Below are 22,152 nucleotides of genomic sequence, written 5' to 3'. Positions count from 1 at the left end.
GCGATGCACCGCAGCCGCGGATTCACATTGCTGGAGTTGATGGTGGTCGTGGCCATTGCGGCCCTGGCCACCGCTGGCGCCACCTTGGCTCTGCGCGATGGAGATGCCACACAGCTTGAGCGCGAGGCGCTGCGTCTGTCGGCGATGCTGGAGGCCGCACGGGCGCAGTCGCGTACCACCGGCGTACCCGTGGTTTGGCGCGCGCTGCCGGAGGGCTTTGAGTTTGTCGACGTGCGACCTCGACCCGACACACCCACCAAGGGCACCTCATCTATCTGGGGACCGAGGAACTGGCTCGCGCCTGAAACCCGGGCCCAGATCATCCAGCCGTCCGACGCGCAGACCTTGGTGCTGGGACCAGAGCCCTTGATTGCGGCTCAGCGCCTGACCCTGCATTTGGGCGAACGCAGCCTCATGCTCACCACCGACGGCTTGTCACCCTTCGCTGTCGCTGCGCCGGAGGCTGTGCCATGAAGGCAACTCTTCACCTCGATGCTTGCCGAAACAAGGGCTTCACCCTGGTCGAAGTGCTTGTGGCATTGGCGGTGGTGGCGATTGCCTTGGCGGCGGGCCTTCAGGCCACGGGAGCGCTGACCCGCTCGGCCGAGCGCCAGACAGAACAATGGCTGGCGCAACTGTGCGCAGAAAATGAATTGAGTCGCCTGCGCCTGGCCCGCCAGCTACCGAACGTGGGTGAAAGCACCACCGACTGCGTTCAGGCAGGGCGCACCTTGGTGATTCGCCTGTCCGTTCTGCCCACCCCCAACCCGAACTTCCGCCGGGTGGATGCGATTGTCGAATCGGCGACCGGTGCCTCGGCGGTGCGCCTGCTGAATCTGTCCACCGTGCAGGGAAGATACTGATGATCGCGCTGTCCGTCCAAACGAGGCGCGCCGGTGGTTTCACCCTGATTGAGCTGTTGGTTGCCATTGTGGTGATGTCGATGCTGGCGCTGCTGAGCTGGCGTTCCATCGATGGCATGACCCGGACCCAGACCCTGACCCAGCAGCACGCCGACGACCTGTTGCGCCTGCAGGCCACGCTGGGACAATGGAACGCCGACCTGGATGCCGTGTTCGACACAGGTGAGATCAGTGCACTGGATTTCGATGGTCGCGTGCTGCGTCTCACACGGCGGGACGCGAGCGAAACCGGTCTGGTCAGCCCTGGCATGCGGGTGGTGGCCTGGGCGCGCATCTCTGGAGGCGCAGGGCCAGCACATTGGTCGCGTTGGCAATCCGGCTTGATCCAGCAACGTGACCAGTTGGCCCGCGCCTGGCAGCGGGCATCCGAGTGGGGGCGTGAATCGCAGGGGAGTGGCGCGGTATCGAGCGACGAAAGCAGCGTGGCACTGATTCCCATTACCCAGTGGCAGCTTTTCTATCACCGGGGTGAAACCTGGGCCAACCCACAATCAGCGGTTGGCAACCAGGGGGGCATTGACTCGGAGGAGCTCCAGCTTCCCAATGGGGTCCGGGTGGTGCTCAGCATGTCGCCTGGCCACAGCCTGACGGGTGAACTGGTGCGCGACTGGGTCCGCACCACGCTGGAGGCGGGCAGGTGAATCCCTTGCGCCCGCCGCGGCAGGCTGCCCGATTGCAACAGGGCGCCGCCCTGCTGCTGGCCATGCTGACCGTGACGTTGGTGGCCACGATGGCCGCAGCGGCCATGTGGCAACAATGGCGGGCCGTGGAGGTGGAAACGGCCGAGCGTCAGCGCATGCAGGCGTCCTGGATTCTGACCGGCGCACTGGACTGGTCCCGGTTGATCTTGCGAGAAGACGCACGTGCGAACCAGAACAGCGGCAATGGCGACCACCTGGGCGAACCCTGGGCCATACCGCTTGAAGAAGCCCGGCTGACCAGCTTTCTTGCGGTCGACAAGAACAACAACACCGACGATGTGCTGCAGGCCTTTCTGTCGGGCGAGATCATCGACCTGCAATCGCGCATGAATTTCACTAACCTGGTCCGCGTGACCGGCGATGGCGCAGAGGCCAAGGCGGCCCTTTCGGAAACCGACATGCGGGCATTCACCCGCCTGTTCGAACTGCTGGATCTGCCGGCTTCGGAGTTGACCGCCGCGGCAAACGAGCTGGTGAAGACGCACAACCTGGCACTGAAGGACCCCAAGCCATCGCCCACCGCACTGGCGCCAAAGAAGCTGGCCCACCTGGCGTGGCTGGGCATTCGGCCGTCCAGTCTGGCGGTGCTGGAGCCGCATGTGGTGGTGCTGCCCACGCGAACGACGCTGAACATCAACACAGCCAGCGCGCAGGCCCTGGCGGCCAGCATCCCGGGGCTGGACATGGCCCAGGCACAGCAACTGATTTACGAACGGGAGCGCACGCCCTTCAAGAGTCTGAACGATGCCGAGGTGATGATGGCGCGCTACGAATCGGTGCAGCTGTCTGATCTCCACCACGGGGCACGCAGCCGCTTCTTTGAAATTCGCGGCCGCCTCAGGCTCGACGACGTGGTGATCGAGGAACGTTCCGTGGTGGTTCGCAGCGGTCTCAGCGTGAGGGTGGTGTGGCGTGAACGCATTGCCGGACAATGAGTGTTTCCCATTTGACACAGTGTCTCTCTAGAATGGGTGCCCGACCGATGGCCCCTCAACCCCTCACCACCCTGCCGTGCTGATCGTTACCGCCTCCGACTTTTCCGTCGCACCCACGGCTGGCCCATCGGCCATGGTCGACTGGGCGCTGTCTGCTGATGGCGAAATGGTGCTGGACCACGGACAGTGCGCCGCCTCACTGCTGCCGCGCGACGGGGACGTGGTTCTGGTGTTGCCGCCCCGTGCGGTGTCGTGGCACCGTGTGGTGCTGCCCAAGGTGCCGCAAGCGAAGTTGCGCGCCGTGCTCGATGGCCTGCTCGAAGAGCGTGTCCTGAGCGACATCAGCGAACTGCACTTCGCGCTGGAGCCCGGAGGGCGCTCCGGTCAGACGGTCTGGGTGGCGGCGTGTGCCAAGGCGTGGTTGCTGAGTTGGCTGCAGGCACTGGAAAGTGTGGGCCGACCCGTGTCCCGCATCGTGCCCTCGCTCTGGCCACTGACCCCGCTCACGCCCTCGACCGACGCCAACGACGCCAACCTCAGCGCCGAGCCCACCTTGCACTGGGCACATGACGAAGGGGAGCAGGTCTGGCTGGCCACGTCATGCCCTTTGGGTGTGCGTTGCACGCCTTTGCGGGACAGCGCCAACAGCACGTTTGGTGAATCGGCCTTTGGCGGCATGATGCCCGCCTCTTCAGGGCCACCCATCGATATCGCCACTTCTGATCCCAGCACGACGCGCTGGCTGGCCGATCCTTCGGTCGCTGCCATGGCAGAACGCGCGCTGAACCAGCGCTTTGACCTGGTGTCCCGCCCTTCGTGGCTGCTGCAATGCGCCTTTTCCGACTGGAACCTGGCCCAGTTCGACCTGAGCCTGTCGTCCGGCGCCCGCCGGGGACAGCGCTGGCGCCGCACCTTCCGGCGCTGGCGCAGTTCGCCCGCGTTTCGCGCGGCCCGCTGGGGACTGGCCGCCCTGGTGGCGGTTCAGCTTGTGGGGCTGAATGTGGCAGCCTGGGCAGAACGCAGCGCCATTGATGCCAAAAAGCTGGCGGTGAGGCAGACGCTTCAGCAAACCTTTCCTCACGTCAGCCTGGTGCTGGACGCCCCGGTACAAATGCAGCGAGAGTTGACCCAGTTGCTCAAAGTCAGTGGCACACTGTCGCCCGGCGATCTGGAGGCCCAGCTGGGGACCATTGCACAGTCATCGGTTGAGCCTCGTCCCTACCCCACCCAAATCGCCTTCAACAACAATGAAGGACGCTTTGGCGCGTGGAGGGGTTCCGAGGAATCGCTGAACGCAGTCATCCAGGCCATGGGGCGTGCCGGTTGGCAGGTGCGCATTGAAGGCACCGACTTGCTGGTCCGCCCACCCATGCCTTGAACACCATGGCCTCACCGTCTTCCACGCCCCCCTCCTTCTCAGCCCGCTTGGCCAACGGCCTGCAAACCACGTTGGAGCGCCTATCGCCCCGCGAGCGCAATGCGGTGATGGCCACGGCCTGGATTGCAGGTCTTCTGCTGCTCTGGTGGCTGGCGCTGGCACCGGCCATTCAGACACTGCGACAGGCTCCGGCGCAACACGCGCAGGTTGACGCACAGTTGGCCAGCCTCAGAGCCATGGCGGCGACCGCTGGCACGGTGCGCGCGCAGAACACGGCACAGCCCCTGGGAAGAACCGAAGCACTGCGCGCGCTCGAAGACAGCATGCAGACCCTCGGCGAGACCGGTCAACTCAATGTGGTCGGGGACCGGCCCACCGTGACACTTCGCGGAACGCCTCCTGAGGCATTGGCCAACTGGTTGGCCCGCGTGCGCCTGAATGCACGCCTCACCCCGGTGGAAGCACAACTCTCAGGCGGCACCACACCGGCCACCTGGAGCGGAACCCTGGTGCTGGCCGGACCATCACTCGGCGAAGGAAACTGACGCATGGCAACAGACTGGCCACACCGGATGGCATGGATCGGGCTTGTGCTAGGGTTTGTACTGGCTCTGCTGTTTTTTGCGCCGGCACGCTGGCTCGCGCAGGGCATCGAAAAGGCTTCAAGTGGCCAGTTGCGGCTGATCAACGCCAGTGGCACCGTCTGGCGAGGACAGGCCGATCTGATGTTCTCTGGCGGCGCCGGAAGCCGCACACAAACCGTGCTGCCGCGCGGCTTGCACTGGCAACTGGCTCCCCGGCTGGATGCCGGCATGCCAGCGCTCGGCATCCGGTTGCATGCGCCGTGTTGCACACCCAAACCCGTCCATCTGCAAGCCAGGCCCCGCTGGGGCGGCGGCGAGCTGAAGATCGCGGCGTCGAGCAGCCAGTGGCCTGCCGATCTGCTGAGTGGACTGGGCACACCCTGGAACACCCTGCGCATGGAGGGACAGCTCGCCTTGGAAACCGAAGGCATGACGCTGCGCTGGACGCAAGGCCGCGCCAACATGGAGGGCGCCGTTGCCATCGACGCGCTGGACATTGCTTCACGCCTGTCCACGCTGCGCCCGCTCGGGAGCTACCGTCTGGAACTTCAGGCGCTGGAGGATGGTCATTCCGCGTCGCTGGATCTGCAGACGCTGCGAGGCGATCTGCAGCTTCAGGGGTCCGGGCAGTGGGTCGGTGGGCGGCTCCGGTTCGAAGGCGAGGCCCGTGCTGCACCAGGCCGGGAGGTCACCCTGACCAACCTTCTCAACATCATCGGCCGCCGTGACGGCTCCCGTTCGCTGGTCAATATCGGTTAAGGAAACCCTGCATGACCCCCGCCTTGCCACTAGTCAAAAAACAGACATCGCGGCCTACTTCGCGATAGGATTCGGATATGAAAACTTTCTACTTCCGTGCGGCCCCAGTCCGGCGCGACCCCGAGGGTCCGCGAAAGCACGGTATGACACCAGCAGCGCTGGTCCTGAGCAGCCTCCTTCTGGGCGGGATCGGCTCTGCATTCGGGCCATCGGTGATGGCCCAGTCCCGCGCCAGCGAGCCGGTGGTGCTCAATTTTGTGGGCGCCGAGATTGAAGCTGTGGCGCGCACCATGGCCACCATCACAGGGCGCAACGTGGTGGTCGACCCCAGGGTCAGGGGAACCATCAACCTTGCCACCGAGCGTCCGGTGTCACCAGACGCGGCACTGAACCAGTTCGGCGCCGTGTTGCGCCTGCAAGGTTTTTCACTGGTGGACACGGGTGGCCTCTACAAGATCGTGCCTGAAGCGGACGCCAAGCTGCAGGGCAACATCGTGAGTGCGGGCTCGGTAGGCAAGCTGACCGCCTCCAACCAGGTGGTGACCCAGATCTTCCGCCTCAACCACGAATCTGCCAACAATCTGGTGCCGGTGCTGCGGCCCCTGATCGCACCCAACAACACGATCAACGTCAACCCGGGCAACAACTCGATCGTCATCACCGACTACGCCGACAACCTGCAGCGCATCGGCCGAATCATCTCGGCCCTTGACGTGGCCGGGGCAACGGATGTGGAAATCATTCCGCTGCAACATGCCGTGGCCGAAGATCTGGTGGGGCTGGTCACCAAGCTGATGGATTCCGGCGGTGCGGTGGCTGGCGGTGCGGCACCGGCTGACACCGCCGTCAAGACCAGCCTGGTCGCCGAGCCCCGAAGCAACAGCCTGATCCTGCGCGCCGCCAACCCCGCCCGGTTGGCGCTGGTGCGTTCGCTGGTGGCCAGGCTGGACCGCCCGACGTCCGATGCCGCGAGCGGCAACATTCACGTGGTGTACCTCAAGAACGCAGACGCGGTTTCGCTGGCGACCACCCTGCGGGCCGCCATGGCTGCCGAAGCCACCCCGGGCTCCGGCTCGGGCGCGGGCTCGGGAGGCGGCACTTCCGGCATCATGGCCACCTCCACCGCCGCCAGAGGGGGCGCGAGCGCTGACCCGGCCACGGCGCCCGTGTCTGCGAGCACCGGCCCGTCCACGGGCGGGCAGATTCAGGCAGACCCCGCCACCAACTCCCTGATCATCAGCGCCCCCGAGCCGGTCTTCCGCCAACTGCGCGCGGTGATCGACAAACTCGATTCGCGGCGCGCACAGGTTTATGTGGAGAGCCTGATCGCCGAGGTCAACGCCGACAAGGCGGCCGAGTTCGGGATTCAGTGGCAGGGCCCGCTGGGCGCGTTCGGCGATCGAATGGTCGGTGTGCTGGGCACCAACTTTGGCTCCGGGGGCAACAACATCCTCACCAACACACTGCCCATCGCCTCCGGGAACTTCGGTCAGGTGACCCCGCCAGGACAAGGCGTGAACCTGGGCGTGGCCGAGCGCCGCAACGGGGTGTACGTGCTGGGCTTCCTGGCGCGCATGCTGCAGCAGACCGGTGAAGGCAATATTCTGTCCACCCCCAACCTGCTCACCCTGGACAACGAAGAAGCCAAGATCGTCATCGGCCAGAACGTGCCTTTCGTGACGGGCCAGTTCACGAACACGGGCAGCAACGAAGGATCGGTCAACCCGTTCCAGACCATCGAGCGCCAGGACGTGGGCCTGACCTTGCGCGTGAAGCCACAGATCAGCGAAAACGGCACGATCAAGATGACCATCTACCAAGAGGTCAGCAGCGTGCAACCCTCATCGGTCAATTCAGCCACGGGGCTGATCACCAACAAGCGCACCATTGAATCCACGGTGCTGGTGGACGATGGCGCCATCGTGGTGCTGGGCGGCCTGTTGCAGGACGAATACGCGGGCAACAAGGACCAGGTTCCCGGGCTCGGGGACATTCCGTTGTTCGGCAACCTGTTCAAGAGCGAATCGCGCTCACGCAAGAAGACCAACCTGATGGTGTTCCTGCGCCCCGTGGTGATGCGCGACAGCCGCGAAACCAGCACGCTGGCACTGGACCGCTACGAACTCATGCGTGCGGTGCAGAAAGATGCGCAGCCCAAACCCAGTAGCGTGCTTCAGATCAACGAATCACCGGTGCTCGCCCCTCAACTGGCGCCTGGCGCGCTGCTCCCCCCCCTGGGCACCACGGCACCGGCAAATGCGCCTGCCAGCCCTGCGCCCGCCGAAGCAGGTCCTCAACAGTAGGGGTCGGGCTCGTGACGAAATACCCGCTCCCCTACGCCTTTGCGCGGGAACATCAGTGGCTGCTGGAAGACAACGGCGAAGAGGTCACGCTGCTGGGCAGCAACACACCTGCCGCAGATGCCCACACCCAGACACGGCGCCTGTCCGCCTTGTCAGAAATTCTGCGACGCCACAGTGTGAGCGACATTCAGTGGGAGAGCGGTGAGGCAATCTCGCAGCGCATCAGCGCCGCCTACGCGCAAGGCGAATCGAGTGCCGCAGCGGTGGTGAGCGAGGTTCAGGGCGACGCCGATCTCAGCCGCATGATGCAGGACTTGCCCGCCATTGAGGACTTGCTGGAAACGGCAGACGATGCGCCCATCATCCGCATGCTCAACGCCCTGCTCACCCAGGCCGCGCGCGACGGTGCCAGCGACATCCACATCGAGCCCTATGAGCGCCATTCCAGCGTGCGCTTCCGGGTGGACGGCACCTTGCGCGAAGTGGTGCAACCCAACCGGGCGCTGCACGCCGCCCTGATCTCGCGCCTGAAGATCATGGCCGAGCTCGACATTTCCGAGAAGCGCCTGCCGCAGGACGGTCGCATTTCGCTGCGCATCGGCACCCGCGCAGTGGATGTGCGGGTGTCGACGATTCCCAGTGCCCATGGCGAGCGCGCAGTGTTGCGCCTGCTGGACAAGAGCGAAAGCAAGCTCAATCTGGAAGCCGTGGGCATGCAGGGTGATGTGCTGGGACAGTTCGAGCGACTGATCCAGCAACCGCACGGCATCATCCTGGTCACCGGCCCCACCGGCTCGGGCAAGACCACGACGCTCTACGCCTCGCTGCAGCGGCTGGACGCCAGCACGCAGAACATCATGACGGTGGAAGACCCCATCGAATACGAACTGCCCGGCATTGGCCAGACGCAGGTCAACTCGCGCATCGAACTCACTTTTGCCAAGGCGCTGCGGGCCATCCTGCGGCAGGATCCTGACGTGATCATGATTGGCGAGATCCGCGATTTTGAAACCGCGCAGATTGCCATTCAGGCGTCCCTCACCGGCCACCTTGTGCTGGCCACGCTGCACACCAACGACGCACCCAGTGCGGTGACCCGTCTGACCGACATGGGTGTGGAGCCCTTCCTGCTGTCGTCCAGTCTGCTGGGCGTGCTGGCCCAGCGCCTGGTGCGGCGCCTGTGCGTGCATTGCCGGAAACAGGACGAGCGCGGGCGCTGGCAACCCGTGGGCTGTGAGCGCTGCAACCAGACCGGCTACAAAGGCCGAACGGGCATCTATGAGCTGATGGTGGCCGACGACAAGATCCGCGCGCTGATCCACAACCGCGCCGCTGAGAGCCAGGTTTATGTGGCGGCGGAGGCGGCGGGTCTGCGCTCCATGCGCGAAGACGGTCAACGCCTCATTGATGCAGGCATCACGTCTGTGGCCGAGGTGATGAGTGTCACTCGAGATTAGGTTGGAACACCCCCGCCGCGCTTCGCGCGACCCCCTCAAGGGGGCGATACCAGAGGCCCGGCGAAGCCGGTTCCTCGGTATCTCTGGACTGAGACACTTCACTCTGGAGGGACTGGCACAACCCCGCCGTACTGCGTGCGACCCGGCGACTGGCCCTCGCACCCCCACGCTCCATCGTTGCGCGGGTCGCTTTGAAACCTCTCTCTGAACATGCCTGCCTACACGTTTGAAGCCCTGGATGCGAAGGGCGCTACCCAGAAGGGATTGATCGATGCGGATACGGCGCGTTCGGCGCGGGGCATGCTTCGGGCGCGTTCGTTGGTGCCGATCCTGGTTGAGCCGGCGATGGGGTCGTCAGGCACCGGCGGGAGTTCCAGCGGGCTGAATGTCACGATCTGGGCCGGGCGCATCTTCAATGCCACGGCGCTGGCCGTGTGGACCCGCCAACTGGCCGGGCTTGTAGCGGCCGGGTTGCCGCTGGAGCGGGCGCTGGCGGCACTGACGGAAGAGGCCGAGGTAAGTCGCCAGCGCAACCTCATGGCCTCGCTGCGATCCGAGGTCAACGGCGGCTCGCCGTTTGCACGGGCCCTGGCCCAGTACCCCCGCGAGTTCTCCAATTCGTACACCGCCGTGATCGCAGCCGGTGAACAGAGTGGGCAGCTGGGCACCGTGCTGGAACGCCTGGCCGATGATCTGGAGACGAGCGAGGCGCTCAAGAACAAGCTCCTGGCGGCCTCGCTCTACCCCGCCATCGTCACCCTGGTGGCGATCGTCATCGTGGTGTTTCTCGTGACCTACGTGGTGCCCCAGGTGGCGGGCGTGTTCGCTGGCAGCAAGCGCGCCCTGCCCTTTCTCACGGTGGCCATGATCACCATCAGCGACTTCGTCCGTGACTACGGCTGGTGGATGCTGGGCGCCGCGGTGCTCGCTGTGATCGGTGTGGTGATGGCGCGGCGCAATCCGGGCATGCGCCTGAGCATGGACGCCGCCTGGCTGCGCTTGCCTCTGATCGGCCGCCTGGCGCGCGGCTACAACGCAGCCCGGTTCGCTGCCACTCTGGCCATGCTGGCTTCGGCGGGTGTGCCCATTCTGCGCTCACTGCAGACGGCTGCAGAAACGCTGTCGAACCAGGCCATGCGGGCCGACGCGCTTGATGCCTTGGTGCTGGTGCGTGAAGGGGCGCCTCTGGCTTCCGCGCTGGCGAGCAAGAAGCGGTTTCCCGCATTGGTGAGCATGTTTGCCCGGCTGGGTGAGCAGACCGGGCAGCTGCCGGCCATGCTGTCCCGGGCGGCGGAGCAGCTCAGTGCGGAAGTGCAGCGCCGCGCCATGCACATGGCCACCATTCTGGAGCCTTTGCTGATCGTAACCATGGGGCTGGTGGTCATGATGATTGTGCTGGCGGTGTTGATGCCCATCATTCAGTTGAACCAGCTGGTGACTTAGCCCACCCCTGCCGCGCTTCGCGCGACCCCCTCAAGGGGGCGATACCGGTCGTCCGGCAAAGCCGGCCCGACGGTATCTCTGGATTGGGTCATTTCGCGCCGGAAAGGTTGACCCACCCCCGCGCCGTGCCTTCGGCACGTCACCCCCTCAAAGGGGGCAACACCAGCGGCCTGGCAAAGCCAGTTCCGCGGTGTTCCTGGACTCTGGCATTTCGCGCCGGAGGATTGACCAGGGAATGACGGCATGAGCTGAGTTGGATGGGCTGCGGAAGCGCAGACCTTGCTGAATAGCTGATATGTTCGGGAGCCAGCGCGATGCGCTTGACGGACTCTTCCTCCCTCTGATGTTCACCTGGATACTCTGACATGGCAGCTTCGCTGGACGGTCAACTTGTGGTTGCGATTTCTTCTCGGGCGTTGTTCGACTTCGAGGAGGAGAACCGAATTTTTGAGACCGGCGACGACAAGGCCTACATGAATCTGCAGTTGCAGCGGCTGGACCAGCCGGCGGCGCCGGGTGTGGCGTTTTCGCTGGTGCACAAGCTGCTGGCCTTCAATGATGCGAATGCGCAGCGGGTCGAGGTGGTGATCCTGTCGCGCAACGATCCTGTGTCGGGTATGCGTGTTTTCCGCTCGGCACAGCACTACGGCTTGCCCATTCAGCGCGGCAGCTTCACGCGCGGCCAGCCGCCCTGGCGCTATCTGCGGCCGTTGCGGGCCAACCTGTTTCTCTCGACCCACCTGGCCGATGTGCGTGCCGCGCTCGATGCCGGGGTGCCGGCCGCCCAGGTCTACCCGCATTCGGTGCACGCCAGCGATGCGCACCCGAACGAAGTTCGCATTGCCTTTGACGGCGACGCCGTGCTGTTCTCTGACGAGGCGGAGCGGGTGTTTCAGTCACAAGGCCTCACCGCTTTTCAGACGCACGAGGCGAGCAATGCCGCCACACCGCTGGCCGGCGGCCCGTTCAAGCCGTTGCTTGAAGCGCTGCACCGGCTTCAGAACGAAGGCACGCCCATGATGCGCATCCGGACCGCGCTGGTGACCGCGCGCAGCGCGCCCGCGCACGAACGCGCCATCCGCACCCTGATGAACTGGAACATCGAGGTGGACGAGGCCATGTTCCTGGGCGGTCTGCCCAAGGGAGAGTTCCTGCGCGAGTTCGAGCCCGACTTCTTCTTTGACGATCAGACAGGGCACATCGAGTCGGCGTCGCGCCACGTGCCATCCGGTCATGTGGCCAGCGGCATATCTAATTTATGACCCCCCCGCGCCGCGCCTTCGGCGCGTCACCCCCCAGGGGGCAATGCCCTTGGACCGGCAAAGCCGGATCTTCGGCATTTCTCGATGGGGCACTTCGTTGATGAGACTGTTTGGCGCTCCCGTGCCGGGCCTCCGGCGCGTCATCCCCCAAGGGGGCAATGCCCTTGGACCGGCAAAGCCGGCTCTTCGGCATTTCTGGATGGGGCACTTCGTTGATGAAACTGTTTGACGCCCCGGACGTCGCGCCTTCGGCGCGTACACGACAGCCCTTGGCACTGATCCTGCGTCCAGCCTGCTGCGCCCACTGACACTCCTCTTTATCGCCGCTTCCGGAGCCATCGATGACCCAACCCCTGTCCAAGTTCCAGAGCTTTCTCGTCTTTGCCGGCAAGGTGCGGCGCCTGGCTGCGCCTTACTTCAATTCCGAAGAGAAATGGAAAGCGCGCGGGCTGCTTGCCGCCATCATTGCGCTCAATCTGGGCGCGGTCTACATGGCGGTGCTGTTCAACGAGTGGTATCGCTTGTTCTACGACGCGCTGCAAAACAAGGACCAGGAAGTCTTCTGGCGCGAGCTGGGTCGCTTCAGTTACCTGGCCTTTGGTTTCATCATCATTGCGGTCTACCGCTTCTACCTGACGCAGTTGCTGGAGATGCGATGGCGCGCCTGGATGACCGGGCACTACATGAACCGCTGGCTGGCCGACAAGGCGTTCTACCACCTGGAACTCGCGCGCTTTGCGAAAGGCGAAGACGCCCCGCCCGACAACCCGGACCAGCGCATTGCCGAAGACATGAACCTGTTCACCAGCTACTCGGTGACCCTGTCCATGGGTCTGCTCAATGCCGTGGTCACGCTGGTGAGTTTTGTCGGCATCCTGTGGTCGCTTTCGGGTAGCTTTGCGTTCAGCTTCAACGGCAGTGAATACAGCATTCCCGGCTTCATGGTCTGGATGGCGGTGCTGTATTGCCTGGTGGGCAGCGTGATCACGCACTACATTGGCCGACCACAAATTGCACTGAACTTCAATCAGCAGCGCTATGAGGCGGATTTCCGTCACCATCTGGTGCGGGTGCGCGAATACAGCGAATCGATTGCGCTGGACAGAGGCGAGCCGGTTGAGCGTAGACACCTGAGTGGAAGATTCGGCGAAGTGCTGGGCAACTATCTCAAGCTGATCAACGCGCAAAAGCGGCTGACTTGGTTTACCAGCAGCTTCGGTCAGGCTGCAGTCGTGTTCCCCTTTATCGTGGCCGCGCCGCGCTACTTCAGTGGCGCCATCCAACTGGGTGAATTGATACAGATTTCGTCTGCCTTTGGCCAGGTGCAGGACTCTCTCTCCTGGTTCGTGGACAACTACAGCCGCCTGGCCGCCTGGCGGGCCACCACCGATCGCATCACCAGTTTTGAAGAAAGTTTTCAGGCCCTGCAGGCACCAGAAGCGGCCACGGCAGCGACCACCCACGAGGAAGATGCGTTGGCCCTGGACGACCTGCAACTGGCGCTGCCCGGCGGCGTTGCGCTGCTGTCGGCACGTGGCCTGAGCCTGCATCCTGGCGACTCGGTGCTGGTCAAAGGCCCTTCGGGCAGCGGCAAGTCCACCTTGTTCCGGGGCCTGGCAGGCATCTGGCCCTGGGCGCAGCGGCACCTGCGGCTGCCCGCCGACTTCGCGGAGCGGGCCATGTTCCTGCCACAGCGGCCCTACTTCCCGCAAGGTTCGCTGCGCGACGCGCTCGCCTACCCGGCACCGGCCGATCGCTACAGCGACACCGAACTGCAGCAGGCCTTGCGCGAATCGCTGCTGCCCGATCTGGTGAACAAGCTGGACGAACCCGCCACCTGGGGACAGAAGCTCTCGGGTGGTGAACAGCAACGGCTGGCGATCGCGCGCGCGATTCTCAAGAAGCCGCGCTGGCTGTTCGTGGACGAGGCCACGAGTGCACTGGACGAGCCGGCCGAAGCCGCGCTGTACACCCGCTTGCAGGCCCTGGTGAAAGAAAGCGACGGCGCACTGATCTCGATCGCGCACCGGCCCACGGTGGCGGACTACCACGACACCCAATGGGGACTGCAACCCGGTGAGCCTGGCGGCGCGCGCTTTCGCTTGCTGCCGGCCTGAGGTGCCGAGCTGAGCTTGCGCCAGCGCACGTCGAGGCGCCGGGTGAGGACTCCCACGCGCCATCAAAGCGGCGTCAAAGGCAAGAATCAGGGTTTCTACCTATACTTGCCGCTCCTCCTCCGGCCGACGTGTCCGCGCGCCGTGGCCCCGCCCCTCTCCCTCCCTTCGCCGTGCACCACCCCTCCACCCCGGACCTCGCGTCGCCCGTTTCCCCCGTTTCCACTGCGGCCCATCCGGGCCGGGCCATGCTGGCCATGGGCGTGGGCTCCTTCGCCATAGGCACCGGTGAGTTCGTCATCATGGGCCTGCTGCCCGAGGTCGCCACCGATCTGGGTGTGAGCATCCCGCAGGCTGGGCATGTCATCAGCGCCTACGCACTGGGTGTGGTGGTCGGTGCGCCGGTGCTGGCCGTGGCGGCCGCCTCCTGGGGTCGGCGCGCGCTGCTGGTGGCGCTGATGCTGGTGTTCGCGCTGGGCAACTTTGCCAGCGCACTCGCGCCGGGCTATCTTTCGATGAATCTGCTGCGATTCATGACCGGCCTGCCCCATGGCACTTACTTCGGCGTGGCCGCGCTGGTGGCGGCTTCACTGGCGCGGCCAGGGCAGCGCGCGCGGGCGGTGGGTTGGGTCATGACGGGGTTGACGCTGGCCACCTTGCTGGGCGTGCCACTGGCCGCCTGGCTGGGTCAGCACTTTGGATGGCGCACCGCCTTCGTGCTGGTGGGCGGCATTGCCCTGCTGGCGGCCGGCCTGATCCGGCGCGAAGTGCCCGCGATGGCGGCATCCGTGGGGTCCAGCCCCTTGCGCGAACTGAACGCCTTGCGCAACAAGCAGGTGTGGCTCACGCTGGGCATTGGCGCGATCGGGTTCGGCGGCCTGTTCGCGGTGTTCAGCTATGTGAAGCCCACCATGATCGAAGTGGCAGGCCTGCCGCTGTCTGGTGTGCCGGTGGTGCTGGCTCTGTTCGGACTGGGCATGGTGGTGGGCAATGTGCTCGGCTCGCGCCTGGCCGACCGTGCGCTCATGCCCACCGTGGGTGGCGTGCTGGTGTGGTCCATCGTGGTGCTGGTGGCGTTTGTGTTCACTGCGCAGCATGTGGTGGCGGGCGCGATCACCATTTTCCTGATTGGCACTATCGCGGCGATCGGTCCTGCGCTGCAGATCCGCCTGATGGATGTGGCCGGCGAGGCCCAGGTGCTGGCGGCCGCCCTCAATCACTCCGCCTTCAACATCGCCAACGCCCTGGGCGCGTGGCTCGGTGGCGTGGCCATCAGCGCCGGCCTGGGCTGGACATCCACCGGCTGGGTGGGGGCGCTGCTGGCGCTGGCCGGGCTGGGGGTGTTTGGCTGGGCGGTGGTGGATGCGCGGACACATCCTTCGCTGGGGCACAAAGGGCCGGTGAAGGTGGTTTAGGACCCTGCGCGGTAGCGGTCCCAACCCCTGGCACGCAATTCGCACGCCGGGCAAGTGCCGCAGCCATAGCCCCAGGCATGCCGGTGTTCACGGTCGCCCAGGTAACAGGTGTGCGTGTGCTCCACGATCAGGTCCACCAGCGCCTGGCCACCGCCTTGCACCTGTGACGCCTCGCCAAGTTCGTGGGCCATGCGCCAGGTCTCGGCCTTGTCGATCCACATGAGTGGCGTATCGATGAGGAAGCGATGATCCATGCCCAGCGACAAGGCGACCTGCAAGGCCTTCATGGTGTCGTCGCGGCAGTCCGGATAGCCGGAAAAGTCGGTTTCGCACACGCCGGTGACGATGACCTGGATACCGCGGCGGTAGGCCAGCGCGGCGGCCAGCGTGAGGAACAGCAGATTGCGCCCGGGCACGAAGGTGTTGGGCAACCCACTCTCTTCCATGCGAAAGGCCATGTCGCGCGTGAGTGAGGTGTCGCTCACCTTCCCCAGCACAGCCAGGTCCAGCATATGGTCTTCGCCCAGGCGCATGGACCAGACGGGGAAACACTGACGCAACTCACGCAACACCACCTGCCGGGCCTGCAACTCGACGCTGTGGCGCTGACCGTAGTCAAACCCGATGGTTTCAACACGCTCGAAACGCGAGAGTGCATGCGCCAAGCAGGTGGTCGAGTCCTGCCCGCCAGAGAACAGGACCAGGGCGCTGGTGTGGTGGGGGGTGGAAGTCATGCCGTGGATGTTAAAGCCCCCGCGCCGCCGCAGACCCGCACCACACCCTCCCCAGCGGGGGAGGGTGTGGTGCACGGCATCTCATATAAAGGGGCGTAACGCCAACAAATTCCAGTGATGCGGTGGAACCGGCTTCGCCGGGCCACTCGCATCGCCCCCCCGGGGGGTGACGCCGAAGGCGGCGCGGGGGGACCCAATACCGCCCCCCTGGGGGGTGACGCGAAGCGGCGCGGGGGGGACTAATGAAATCTGCCAGGCCGCGGCCGGTCGTGATCCCGGCTGGTGGCCAGCATGCGGATAAGCGAGCGGTTGGCGTGTTCCACACTGAGGCCGTGCTGGTGGCACACGGACGCCAGGCGTTGCAGTTCGCCGGGTTCGCCCTGCACGCGAGCGACTTCCAGCAACGGGTGGTACGGTCCGTCGTTGCGCAGGGCGGCGTCGTATACGCGCCCGGACAGGGGCAGCTTGCCCAGCAATTCGGCCAGGGGTTGGTTCAACAACCGATCGAGCTGGGCAAACAAAGCGGTGGTGTAGACCTCGGCACGCAGGTTGTTCTCCGAGCCGTGCTCGAGCAAGTGCTGGGCCTGCCGCGAACGCATAACCATGGCGTAGCGCACCGGGTGCAGATCGGGATCGAGATCCTTGTCCTTGGGCATGTCGTTCAGCCAGCGGCTCAATGCGATGTAGCCCAGCATCATCAGGGCGTGGCGCAGGGAATCGATTTCGCGGCCCACGCCATAGGCGGCGGAGTTCACCAGCATGAGGATACGGTAGACCAGCACCGGATCCTGGCGCACCAGGCGTTCCAGGTGGTCGAGAGACGAATCTTCAGCGATCGCCTTCTGCACCTGAGCGATGACGCCGTTGTCACAAGCCACGGGCTTGTGGCGGTGGGCGTGCAGCACGTCTTCTTCCGGCCAGCCCAGCAAGCCCCAGGCACCGGCTTCGTCCAAGCAGTGGCGGGCCAGCATCTGGCTGCCCACGCCGGCGTAGATCTGCCCTGCCACCACCGGGCTGGGCGCGCGGCGGGCGGCCTGCGGAATGCCGGCGCTGGCGCTGGCCTGCAGGGCAGCCAGGGCGTCTTCGGCGTCCATGTCGAGCAGGCCGCGCACGTCCACCGACATCCGCGCCGCACCACGGTGCGCGGCCAGGGTGGTGCGCCGCAGCAGCTTGTGGCCCTTGCGGGCAGCGATCGAAAGTCGTGCCATTCGATCTGCGTCTTCGAACTGGCTCGCGGGCACCTCCAGCCAGGTGTTCTGTACCGGGTCGCACGCAAGCGCCTGGCGCAACAGCGTGGGTGAGTCCACCGCGATGATGAGCACCGGCGCACTCTCCGGCCAGTCGTCACCGAGCGCGCGCATGAGGTGCGCGGCATCCACCGCTTCGGGCTGCAGGGTGCGCACTTCAAGGCGCACGGCCGCCAGCTGGCGGGCGCTGTTCCACACGGGCTGGTAGCCCATGGCCATGCTGTCGAGGACGGTGTGACTCATGAACAAATGAAGTGGCGTGACCGCGCGAAGGTCAATTGATCACCTGGAACAGCGACAGGCGCTGCACCTGCCCGTAAGCCTTGATGGCGGCTTCCAGCGCGATCTGCTGGCTCTGGAAGTCCGAGATGCCTTTGACCAGATCGAGGTCTTCTAGTCGCGATTGTTCGGACTTGAAGTCGACCACGCGGTCTTCCATCAGGGTGTCGAGCGAATCGGCGCGGTTGAGCCATTCGCCAGCACGGCCGCGTGCCAGCAGCACGCGGTCATGGCCGGCGTCGAGCTCGGTCAGGGCGCGGGCCAGTTCGGTGGTCTGCAGGGCACTGCGGTTCGGGCTGGTGTCGCGCAGCACGTTGATGGCGTTCTGCACGACGCTGAAGATGTCGGTCGGTGTGCTGGGCACAATCTCGACGGTGTCGCCGGCGGCGGGCAGTCCGTCGAGCCGCAGCGTCAGGCCGTCGAACTGCACCGACCGGCCTTCCACGTAGGGCACGCCGGTGAGCCCGGCCATGGGGTTGTTGGCGGGCGTGGTGACGTTGACCACGGTGAACTGCATTTCACCCGCCACGTCGGCGAAATCGATACGGTACTCGTCACCGGTGAGCGCGGCCGGGTCAGTGACGGTGCCCACGCTGGTGCTCACGCCACCGGTGTTGCCGGCACCCAGGCCGAGCGTGTAGCTGCCGTTGCCACCAGGCACCTGCATCCAGATGGCGTGACCGTCGAGCGATTGTGGCAACGAGGCGGCTCCAGCGGCGGCCTGGCCGCGCAGGCCTTCAAACTGCACGCCGGCACCGGTGGAAGTGTAGAGATCGACAAAGGGCGTGGAAGAACCGCCCAGGCCACCAAAGAGGGTGCGACCGGCGTTGTCCTTGCGGTTGGCCACGTCGATGAGCTGTTCGCGCAGGCCTTCCAGCTGGCGGGCCACGTCTTCGCGCTCGCTGTCGGTGAAGGTGCCATTGCCGGCCGTGATGATGAGGTCGCGCACGCGCTGGATCAGGTCGCCCGACTCGGCCAGGCCGCTCTCGGCCTGCTGCAGGCTGGTCTTCGAAGCGTCGAGTGCACGCAGGTCGGCTTCCACGCGCGTGCGGCGGTTCTGTGCGGTCTCGGAAAGAGTGGCCGACACCGGGTCGTCGCTGGGCTTGAGCACCCGCTTGCCGGTGGCCAGGCGCTCCTGCTGGGCAGCCAGTTCGGCCTGTCGGCGCGCCAGCAAGGCAATGGTGTTGTCGTAGCTGTTGGCGGTGGAGATTCTCATGACAATTCCTCAAACACTCGGAGGACGAACCGTTGAAGCGCAGCACGAGGCAGAGGCGTTCCGCGCGCCATCCAGGGGCAGCGCGGGTCCGGCTTTGCCGGCCCAAGATGCCGTCCCCCTCCAAGCCGAAGGCGCCAGAGAGGGGGAAGCCGCGCAGCGACGCAAGGGGTGCAAGCGCCAGACCGTCCGGAGCGAAGTGCCTCCATCCAGGGGCGACAAGGGTCCGGCTTCGCCGGCCCAAGGCGCCGTCCCCCTCCAAGCCGAAGGCGCAAGAGAGGGGGAAGACGCGAAGCGGCGCAGGGGGTGTCTCATATTCAGCGACCCACGGTCTGCAACAGGCTGTCGAAGGTGCTTTGCGCCACCTGGAGGAACTTGGCAGACGCCTGGTAGGCCTGCTGAAATTGCAGCAGGCGCGCGGCTTCTTCGTCCAGGTTCACCCCCGCCACATTGGTTCGGGCAGTTTCGGCGCCTTGAGCGATGCTGGCGGAAAACTCTGACGCAAATTTGGCGCCCTGCACCTGGGTGCCCAACTCGGAAAACAGACTGATGTAACCATCGGCCAGCGCAATGCCCTCAAAGGTGGGGCGGTCGCGCATGGCGAGCACGCCCACCGCATTGCCCGAGTTCTGTGCGATGGAGCTGGCTGGCGCGGCGTCCACGGTAAAGGTGTCGCCAGCGGTCGGGGTGCCGCGCAGGGTGAGGCTCCAGCCGTTGAGTTCCATGGGAACGCCGGGGCTGAAGTTGTAGGTGGCGGGCGGGCCCACGTTGTCGGGCGGCGGGTTGCCTGGGCCCAGGCCGGTGGCGGTGAACGTGCCATCCGCCTGGAAGGTCAGCGTGACCGGGTCGGTGAGGTTGGGCGAATTCGAGACCGCGTACAGACTCTCGACACTCAGGCCGGTGCTGTTGCCCACACCAGGCACCACCTGCACCGGACTGGCCGCTGCCAGCCGGTCGGGCGACCCGATGGCGAGCTGGATGTTGCGCGCCACGGCCGCAAAAGGCCGCACCGCAAAACGGTCACCCACGTTGCCGGCACCCGCATCCAGGTTGAAGTTCAGCCCATCAATCACGGCAGGCAGGCTGGGGACGACCGTGCTCTGCCCGTCGGACATGCGGATGATGTTGACGCCACCGGCCTCGAAGCGAATGTCGTAGTCGGACGCCATCAATGCGGTGGGGTCGCTCACGCTGGTGCTGATCTGGGCGTTGCCGGTGTTGGTGTTGGCGCCCTGTGCGGTGGCGTTGGCTGGCGGCACGAAGAAATTGGTGCCGGGATTGCCTTGCAGGTCCAGGCCCAGTGCCTGCTGTTCGTTGAGCGATATAGCAGACGCCAGCGCCAGGCGACCGAGCTGGTTTTCCACCACGGTGAGATCCTGGTTCATGAAGCGGACCAGGCCGGCGATTTCGCCACCACCCAGGTTGGCGTCGGCAATCGGCGTGCTCATGCCAGCCTGTGTGAACAGCACCTGCACGCGGGAAGGGTCGGCGCTGTCGCGGCCCACGGCCAGACGCTGCGCGTTCTGGCCCAGCACCAGCGGCTGGCTGCCGCCGACGAAGAGGTTGATGGCGCCGCCCTCTCCCGCCACACTGCTGGTCTGCACGTATTTGTTGATCTCGCGCACCAGCTGATCACGCTGGTCGAACAGGTCATTCGGTGTGTGGGTGCCCCCCTGGGTTTCGATGATGCGTTGGTTCACCTTGGCCAGGTCGCTGGCCAGCTGGTTGACCACGTTGACCGCACCTTCGACCTGTTGGTAGGTGTTGCTGCGCAGGCTGTCCAGTTGACCGGCGGTGTTGCGCAGCCGGCTGGCAAATTCTTCGGCACGTGCAATGACCACGGTACGGGCGGTCAGGTCAGACGGCGAGGAGCTCACGTCGCCCCAGGCGTTGAGCATGCTGTTCAAGGCCGAACCCAGACCCCCTTCACCCAGCGGGAAGGCACTTTCGAGCTGCTGCAGCCGGGAATAACGAATCGCGTCAGCCGAGGCGATGGCCGAGGTGATCTGCGCTTCGCGCGTGAGGTAGGCGTCGTGCGAACGCTCCACCGTGGCGATGTTCACACCCTTGCCGAAGTAGCCGTTGCCAAACTTCTGGTAGCCCGCGGTCTCCAGCTGCACGTTCTGGCGCGAATAGCCCTCGGTGTTGACGTTGGCGATGTTGTGGCCAATGACCTGCAGCGCCGCCAGATTGGTGGTGAGCGCGTTCGCGCCAATGCTCAGCGCTCCCATGGGAACTCCTTTGTGTTTCCAATCAGAGCCAAGGCAGCCGCCGGCGCAAAATGCCCTAGATCCAGGAGTACCGCGGAACCGGCTTTGCCGGGCCGCTGGTGCTGCCCACTTGAGGGGGTCGCGCAAAGCGCGGCGGGGGTGGTCATGCGTTCACCCTCTGCAATGCGAGCGTCATGTTGATCGCTCGGCTGAGCTTGTTGGCGTACTGCGGATCGGTGGCGTAGCCGGCCTGCTGCAGGCCGGTGGCAAAGCCTTTCACCGAATCGAGCTGGCCCATCACCTCGTTGTAGCGCGGGCTCTGGCCGATCAGGCGGGCGTAGTCGCGGAACGAATCGGCATACGAATCGTAGGCACGGAACTTGGCCGTGACCTTGCGTGGCTCGCCATTGATGTATTCGGTGGTGGTGATCTCGGCAACCTTGCCTTTCCAGCCACCAGTGGCCTTGATGCCGAACAGGTTGAAGGAAGGGGAGCCGTCAGCGTGCTTGATTTCGCTCTTGCCCCAGCCGGTTTCATGCCCGGCCTGGCCGATCATGAAGCTGGCCGGAATGCCGGACTCGCGTGACACCACGGCCGCGGCGTCGCTGTGTTGCTCCACAAAACCGGCGGCCCGCGGCCCGCCCGTCTGGCGCCCCAACGTGCTGGGAGGGGTGAGGGCCGGCAGCGCTTCCCGCGCTTCTGCGCCGGTGGCAGCTTTGTCCTGCACGGTGCCTGCGGTGATCTGGCGGCTGAGCTGCCTTTCGATGGCCTCGGACAAGCCCCCGGGCAGGCCGGAGAGCTGCACCGCCATCTGCTGATCCAGCAGTTCGGTGCCCATGTCGCTGCCGGTTCCTTCCATGAGCCCGGACTTCTGCGTGGCTTCACGCATGCTCTTGATCAACTCGCGCATGAACAGCGACTCAAACTGCTTCGCCGCTTCCTTCAGCGCCGCCTTGTCGCCTTTTTCACCCGCAACACCGCTGCTGTACTTCAGCGCATTCAACGCATTCGGGTCAATCGCCAGACCCTGAGGAGACAAAGAAGATGCGTTCACATCAACCTCCCTGGTGGTGCCCCGATCAAACTCTGGCGGCGCGCGAAAGCGCTCACACGCAACATCCCATCAGAAGGACAACGAAGCCCGCAGGGCGAGAGAGCCGAAGCCACCAAACGGGCATCCGGCGCGAAATGCCCC

Annotated in this window: 18 protein-coding genes; 13 read left to right on the top strand and 5 right to left on the bottom strand. The window is 65.2% G+C overall.

The window, feature by feature from the left end; translation table 11 throughout:
• Nucleotides 1-3: 3 nt before the first annotated feature.
• The 13 genes from J2W49_RS14745 to J2W49_RS14685 all read left to right on the top strand — a co-directional run bounded on the left by J2W49_RS14745 (nucleotide 4) and on the right by J2W49_RS14685 (nucleotide 15,274).
• Nucleotides 4-474 (top strand): prepilin-type N-terminal cleavage/methylation domain-containing protein, encoded by a 471-nt coding sequence (locus tag J2W49_RS14745; protein ID WP_310317535.1) that lies wholly within the window; start codon nucleotides 4-6, stop codon nucleotides 472-474.
• Nucleotides 471-863: a type II secretion system minor pseudopilin GspI gene (gene gspI / locus J2W49_RS14740; RefSeq protein ID WP_310317531.1), complete on the top strand. Its 393-nt coding sequence runs from the start codon at nucleotides 471-473 to the stop codon at nucleotides 861-863. The genes J2W49_RS14745 and gspI overlap by 4 nt, the downstream gene beginning before the upstream one ends.
• Nucleotides 863-1,564 (top strand): PulJ/GspJ family protein, encoded by a 702-nt coding sequence (locus J2W49_RS14735; RefSeq protein ID WP_310317528.1) that lies wholly within the window; start codon nucleotides 863-865, stop codon nucleotides 1,562-1,564. Before gspI ends, J2W49_RS14735 begins: the two co-directional genes overlap by 1 nt.
• On the top strand, nucleotides 1,561-2,559 hold the full coding sequence (gspK, locus tag J2W49_RS14730; RefSeq protein ID WP_310317526.1) for a type II secretion system minor pseudopilin GspK: 999 nt from the start codon (nucleotides 1,561-1,563) through the stop codon (nucleotides 2,557-2,559). The genes J2W49_RS14735 and gspK overlap by 4 nt, the downstream gene beginning before the upstream one ends.
• 76 nt (nucleotides 2,560-2,635) lie before the next feature.
• Nucleotides 2,636-3,937, top strand: a complete 1,302-nt coding sequence (gene gspL, locus J2W49_RS14725; RefSeq protein WP_310317522.1) for a type II secretion system protein GspL — start codon at nucleotides 2,636-2,638, stop codon at nucleotides 3,935-3,937.
• A 5-nt stretch (nucleotides 3,938-3,942) separates the two neighbouring features.
• Nucleotides 3,943-4,482, top strand: coding sequence for a type II secretion system protein GspM (gspM, locus tag J2W49_RS14720; protein WP_310317519.1), 540 nt, complete (start codon nucleotides 3,943-3,945; stop codon nucleotides 4,480-4,482).
• 3 nt (nucleotides 4,483-4,485) lie between these two features.
• A complete protein-coding gene (gspN, locus tag J2W49_RS14715) occupies nucleotides 4,486-5,280 on the top strand; it encodes a type II secretion system protein N (RefSeq protein ID WP_310317516.1) in 795 nt (264 codons plus the stop codon).
• 143 nt (nucleotides 5,281-5,423) lie between these two features.
• Nucleotides 5,424-7,583: a type II secretion system secretin GspD gene (gene gspD / locus J2W49_RS14710; protein WP_405001038.1), complete on the top strand. Its 2,160-nt coding sequence runs from the start codon at nucleotides 5,424-5,426 to the stop codon at nucleotides 7,581-7,583.
• Nucleotides 7,584-7,594: 11 nt separating this feature from the next.
• The gene (gspE, locus tag J2W49_RS14705; protein ID WP_310317510.1) at nucleotides 7,595-9,040 is read left to right on the top strand and encodes a type II secretion system ATPase GspE; all 1,446 of its coding nucleotides are present in this window, start codon (nucleotides 7,595-7,597) and stop codon (nucleotides 9,038-9,040) included.
• 210 nt (nucleotides 9,041-9,250) lie between these two features.
• The gene (gene gspF, locus J2W49_RS14700; protein WP_310317507.1) at nucleotides 9,251-10,483 is read left to right on the top strand and encodes a type II secretion system inner membrane protein GspF; all 1,233 of its coding nucleotides are present in this window, start codon (nucleotides 9,251-9,253) and stop codon (nucleotides 10,481-10,483) included.
• Between the two features lie 365 nt (nucleotides 10,484-10,848).
• Nucleotides 10,849-11,745 (top strand): 5'-nucleotidase, encoded by an 897-nt coding sequence (locus J2W49_RS14695; protein WP_310317506.1) that lies wholly within the window; start codon nucleotides 10,849-10,851, stop codon nucleotides 11,743-11,745.
• A gap of 341 nt (nucleotides 11,746-12,086) precedes the next feature.
• Complete coding sequence (locus J2W49_RS14690) at nucleotides 12,087-13,862, top strand: ABC transporter ATP-binding protein/permease (RefSeq protein WP_310317503.1); 1,776 nt, start codon at nucleotides 12,087-12,089, stop codon at nucleotides 13,860-13,862.
• A gap of 245 nt (nucleotides 13,863-14,107) precedes the next feature.
• Nucleotides 14,108-15,274 (top strand): MFS transporter, encoded by a 1,167-nt coding sequence (locus tag J2W49_RS14685; protein WP_310318326.1) that lies wholly within the window; start codon nucleotides 14,108-14,110, stop codon nucleotides 15,272-15,274.
• Here the strand turns inward: J2W49_RS14685 and queC are convergent.
• From queC to flgJ, 5 genes are all read right to left on the bottom strand, one after another.
• Nucleotides 15,271-16,008 (bottom strand): 7-cyano-7-deazaguanine synthase QueC, encoded by a 738-nt coding sequence (gene queC, locus J2W49_RS14680; RefSeq protein WP_310317502.1) that lies wholly within the window; start codon nucleotides 16,006-16,008, stop codon nucleotides 15,271-15,273. The genes J2W49_RS14685 and queC overlap by 4 nt on opposite strands.
• 239 nt (nucleotides 16,009-16,247) lie before the next feature.
• The gene (locus J2W49_RS14675) at nucleotides 16,248-17,498 is read right to left on the bottom strand and encodes an HDOD domain-containing protein (RefSeq protein WP_310317499.1); all 1,251 of its coding nucleotides are present in this window, start codon (nucleotides 17,496-17,498) and stop codon (nucleotides 16,248-16,250) included.
• Between the two features lie 31 nt (nucleotides 17,499-17,529).
• The gene (gene flgL / locus J2W49_RS14670) at nucleotides 17,530-18,750 is read right to left on the bottom strand and encodes a flagellar hook-associated protein FlgL (RefSeq protein WP_310317497.1); all 1,221 of its coding nucleotides are present in this window, start codon (nucleotides 18,748-18,750) and stop codon (nucleotides 17,530-17,532) included.
• Between the two features lie 314 nt (nucleotides 18,751-19,064).
• A complete protein-coding gene (flgK, locus tag J2W49_RS14665) occupies nucleotides 19,065-20,978 on the bottom strand; it encodes a flagellar hook-associated protein FlgK (RefSeq protein ID WP_310317495.1) in 1,914 nt (637 codons plus the stop codon).
• Between the two features lie 142 nt (nucleotides 20,979-21,120).
• Nucleotides 21,121-22,011: a flagellar assembly peptidoglycan hydrolase FlgJ gene (gene flgJ, locus J2W49_RS14660; RefSeq protein WP_310317492.1), complete on the bottom strand. Its 891-nt coding sequence runs from the start codon at nucleotides 22,009-22,011 to the stop codon at nucleotides 21,121-21,123.
• Between the last annotated feature and the right edge of the window lie 141 nt (nucleotides 22,012-22,152).

It is taken from the genome of Hydrogenophaga palleronii, from assembly GCF_031457455.1.
GTDB lineage: Bacteria > Pseudomonadota > Gammaproteobacteria > Burkholderiales > Burkholderiaceae_C > Hydrogenophaga > Hydrogenophaga palleronii_A.
The sequence above is the reverse complement of the archived record's forward strand: the minus strand, read 5'-3'. Positions and strand labels throughout refer to the sequence as shown.

Bases quoted from the DNA above. Each gene is read 5' to 3' on its own strand.
- J2W49_RS14695 (WP_310317506.1), top strand. From the start codon at position 10,849: ATGGCAGCTTCGCTGGACGGTCAACTTGTGGTTGCGATTTCTTCTCGG.
- gspM (WP_310317519.1), top strand. From the start codon at position 3,943: ATGGCCTCACCGTCTTCCACGCCCCCCTCCTTCTCAGCCCGCTTGGCC.
- gspF (WP_310317507.1), top strand. From the start codon at position 9,251: ATGCCTGCCTACACGTTTGAAGCCCTGGATGCGAAGGGCGCTACCCAG.
- queC (WP_310317502.1), bottom strand. From the start codon at position 16,008: ATGACTTCCACCCCCCACCACACCAGCGCCCTGGTCCTGTTCTCTGGC.
- J2W49_RS14675 (WP_310317499.1), bottom strand. From the start codon at position 17,498: ATGAGTCACACCGTCCTCGACAGCATGGCCATGGGCTACCAGCCCGTG.
- flgK (WP_310317495.1), bottom strand. From the start codon at position 20,978: ATGGGAGCGCTGAGCATTGGCGCGAACGCGCTCACCACCAATCTGGCG.
- J2W49_RS14745 (WP_310317535.1), top strand. From the start codon at position 4: ATGCACCGCAGCCGCGGATTCACATTGCTGGAGTTGATGGTGGTCGTG.
- J2W49_RS14735 (WP_310317528.1), top strand. From the start codon at position 863: ATGATCGCGCTGTCCGTCCAAACGAGGCGCGCCGGTGGTTTCACCCTG.
- gspN (WP_310317516.1), top strand. From the start codon at position 4,486: ATGGCAACAGACTGGCCACACCGGATGGCATGGATCGGGCTTGTGCTA.
- flgL (WP_310317497.1), bottom strand. From the start codon at position 18,750: ATGAGAATCTCCACCGCCAACAGCTACGACAACACCATTGCCTTGCTG.
- gspD (WP_405001038.1), top strand. From the start codon at position 5,424: ATGACACCAGCAGCGCTGGTCCTGAGCAGCCTCCTTCTGGGCGGGATC.
- J2W49_RS14690 (WP_310317503.1), top strand. From the start codon at position 12,087: ATGACCCAACCCCTGTCCAAGTTCCAGAGCTTTCTCGTCTTTGCCGGC.
- gspI (WP_310317531.1), top strand. From the start codon at position 471: ATGAAGGCAACTCTTCACCTCGATGCTTGCCGAAACAAGGGCTTCACC.
- J2W49_RS14685 (WP_310318326.1), top strand. From the start codon at position 14,108: ATGCTGGCCATGGGCGTGGGCTCCTTCGCCATAGGCACCGGTGAGTTC.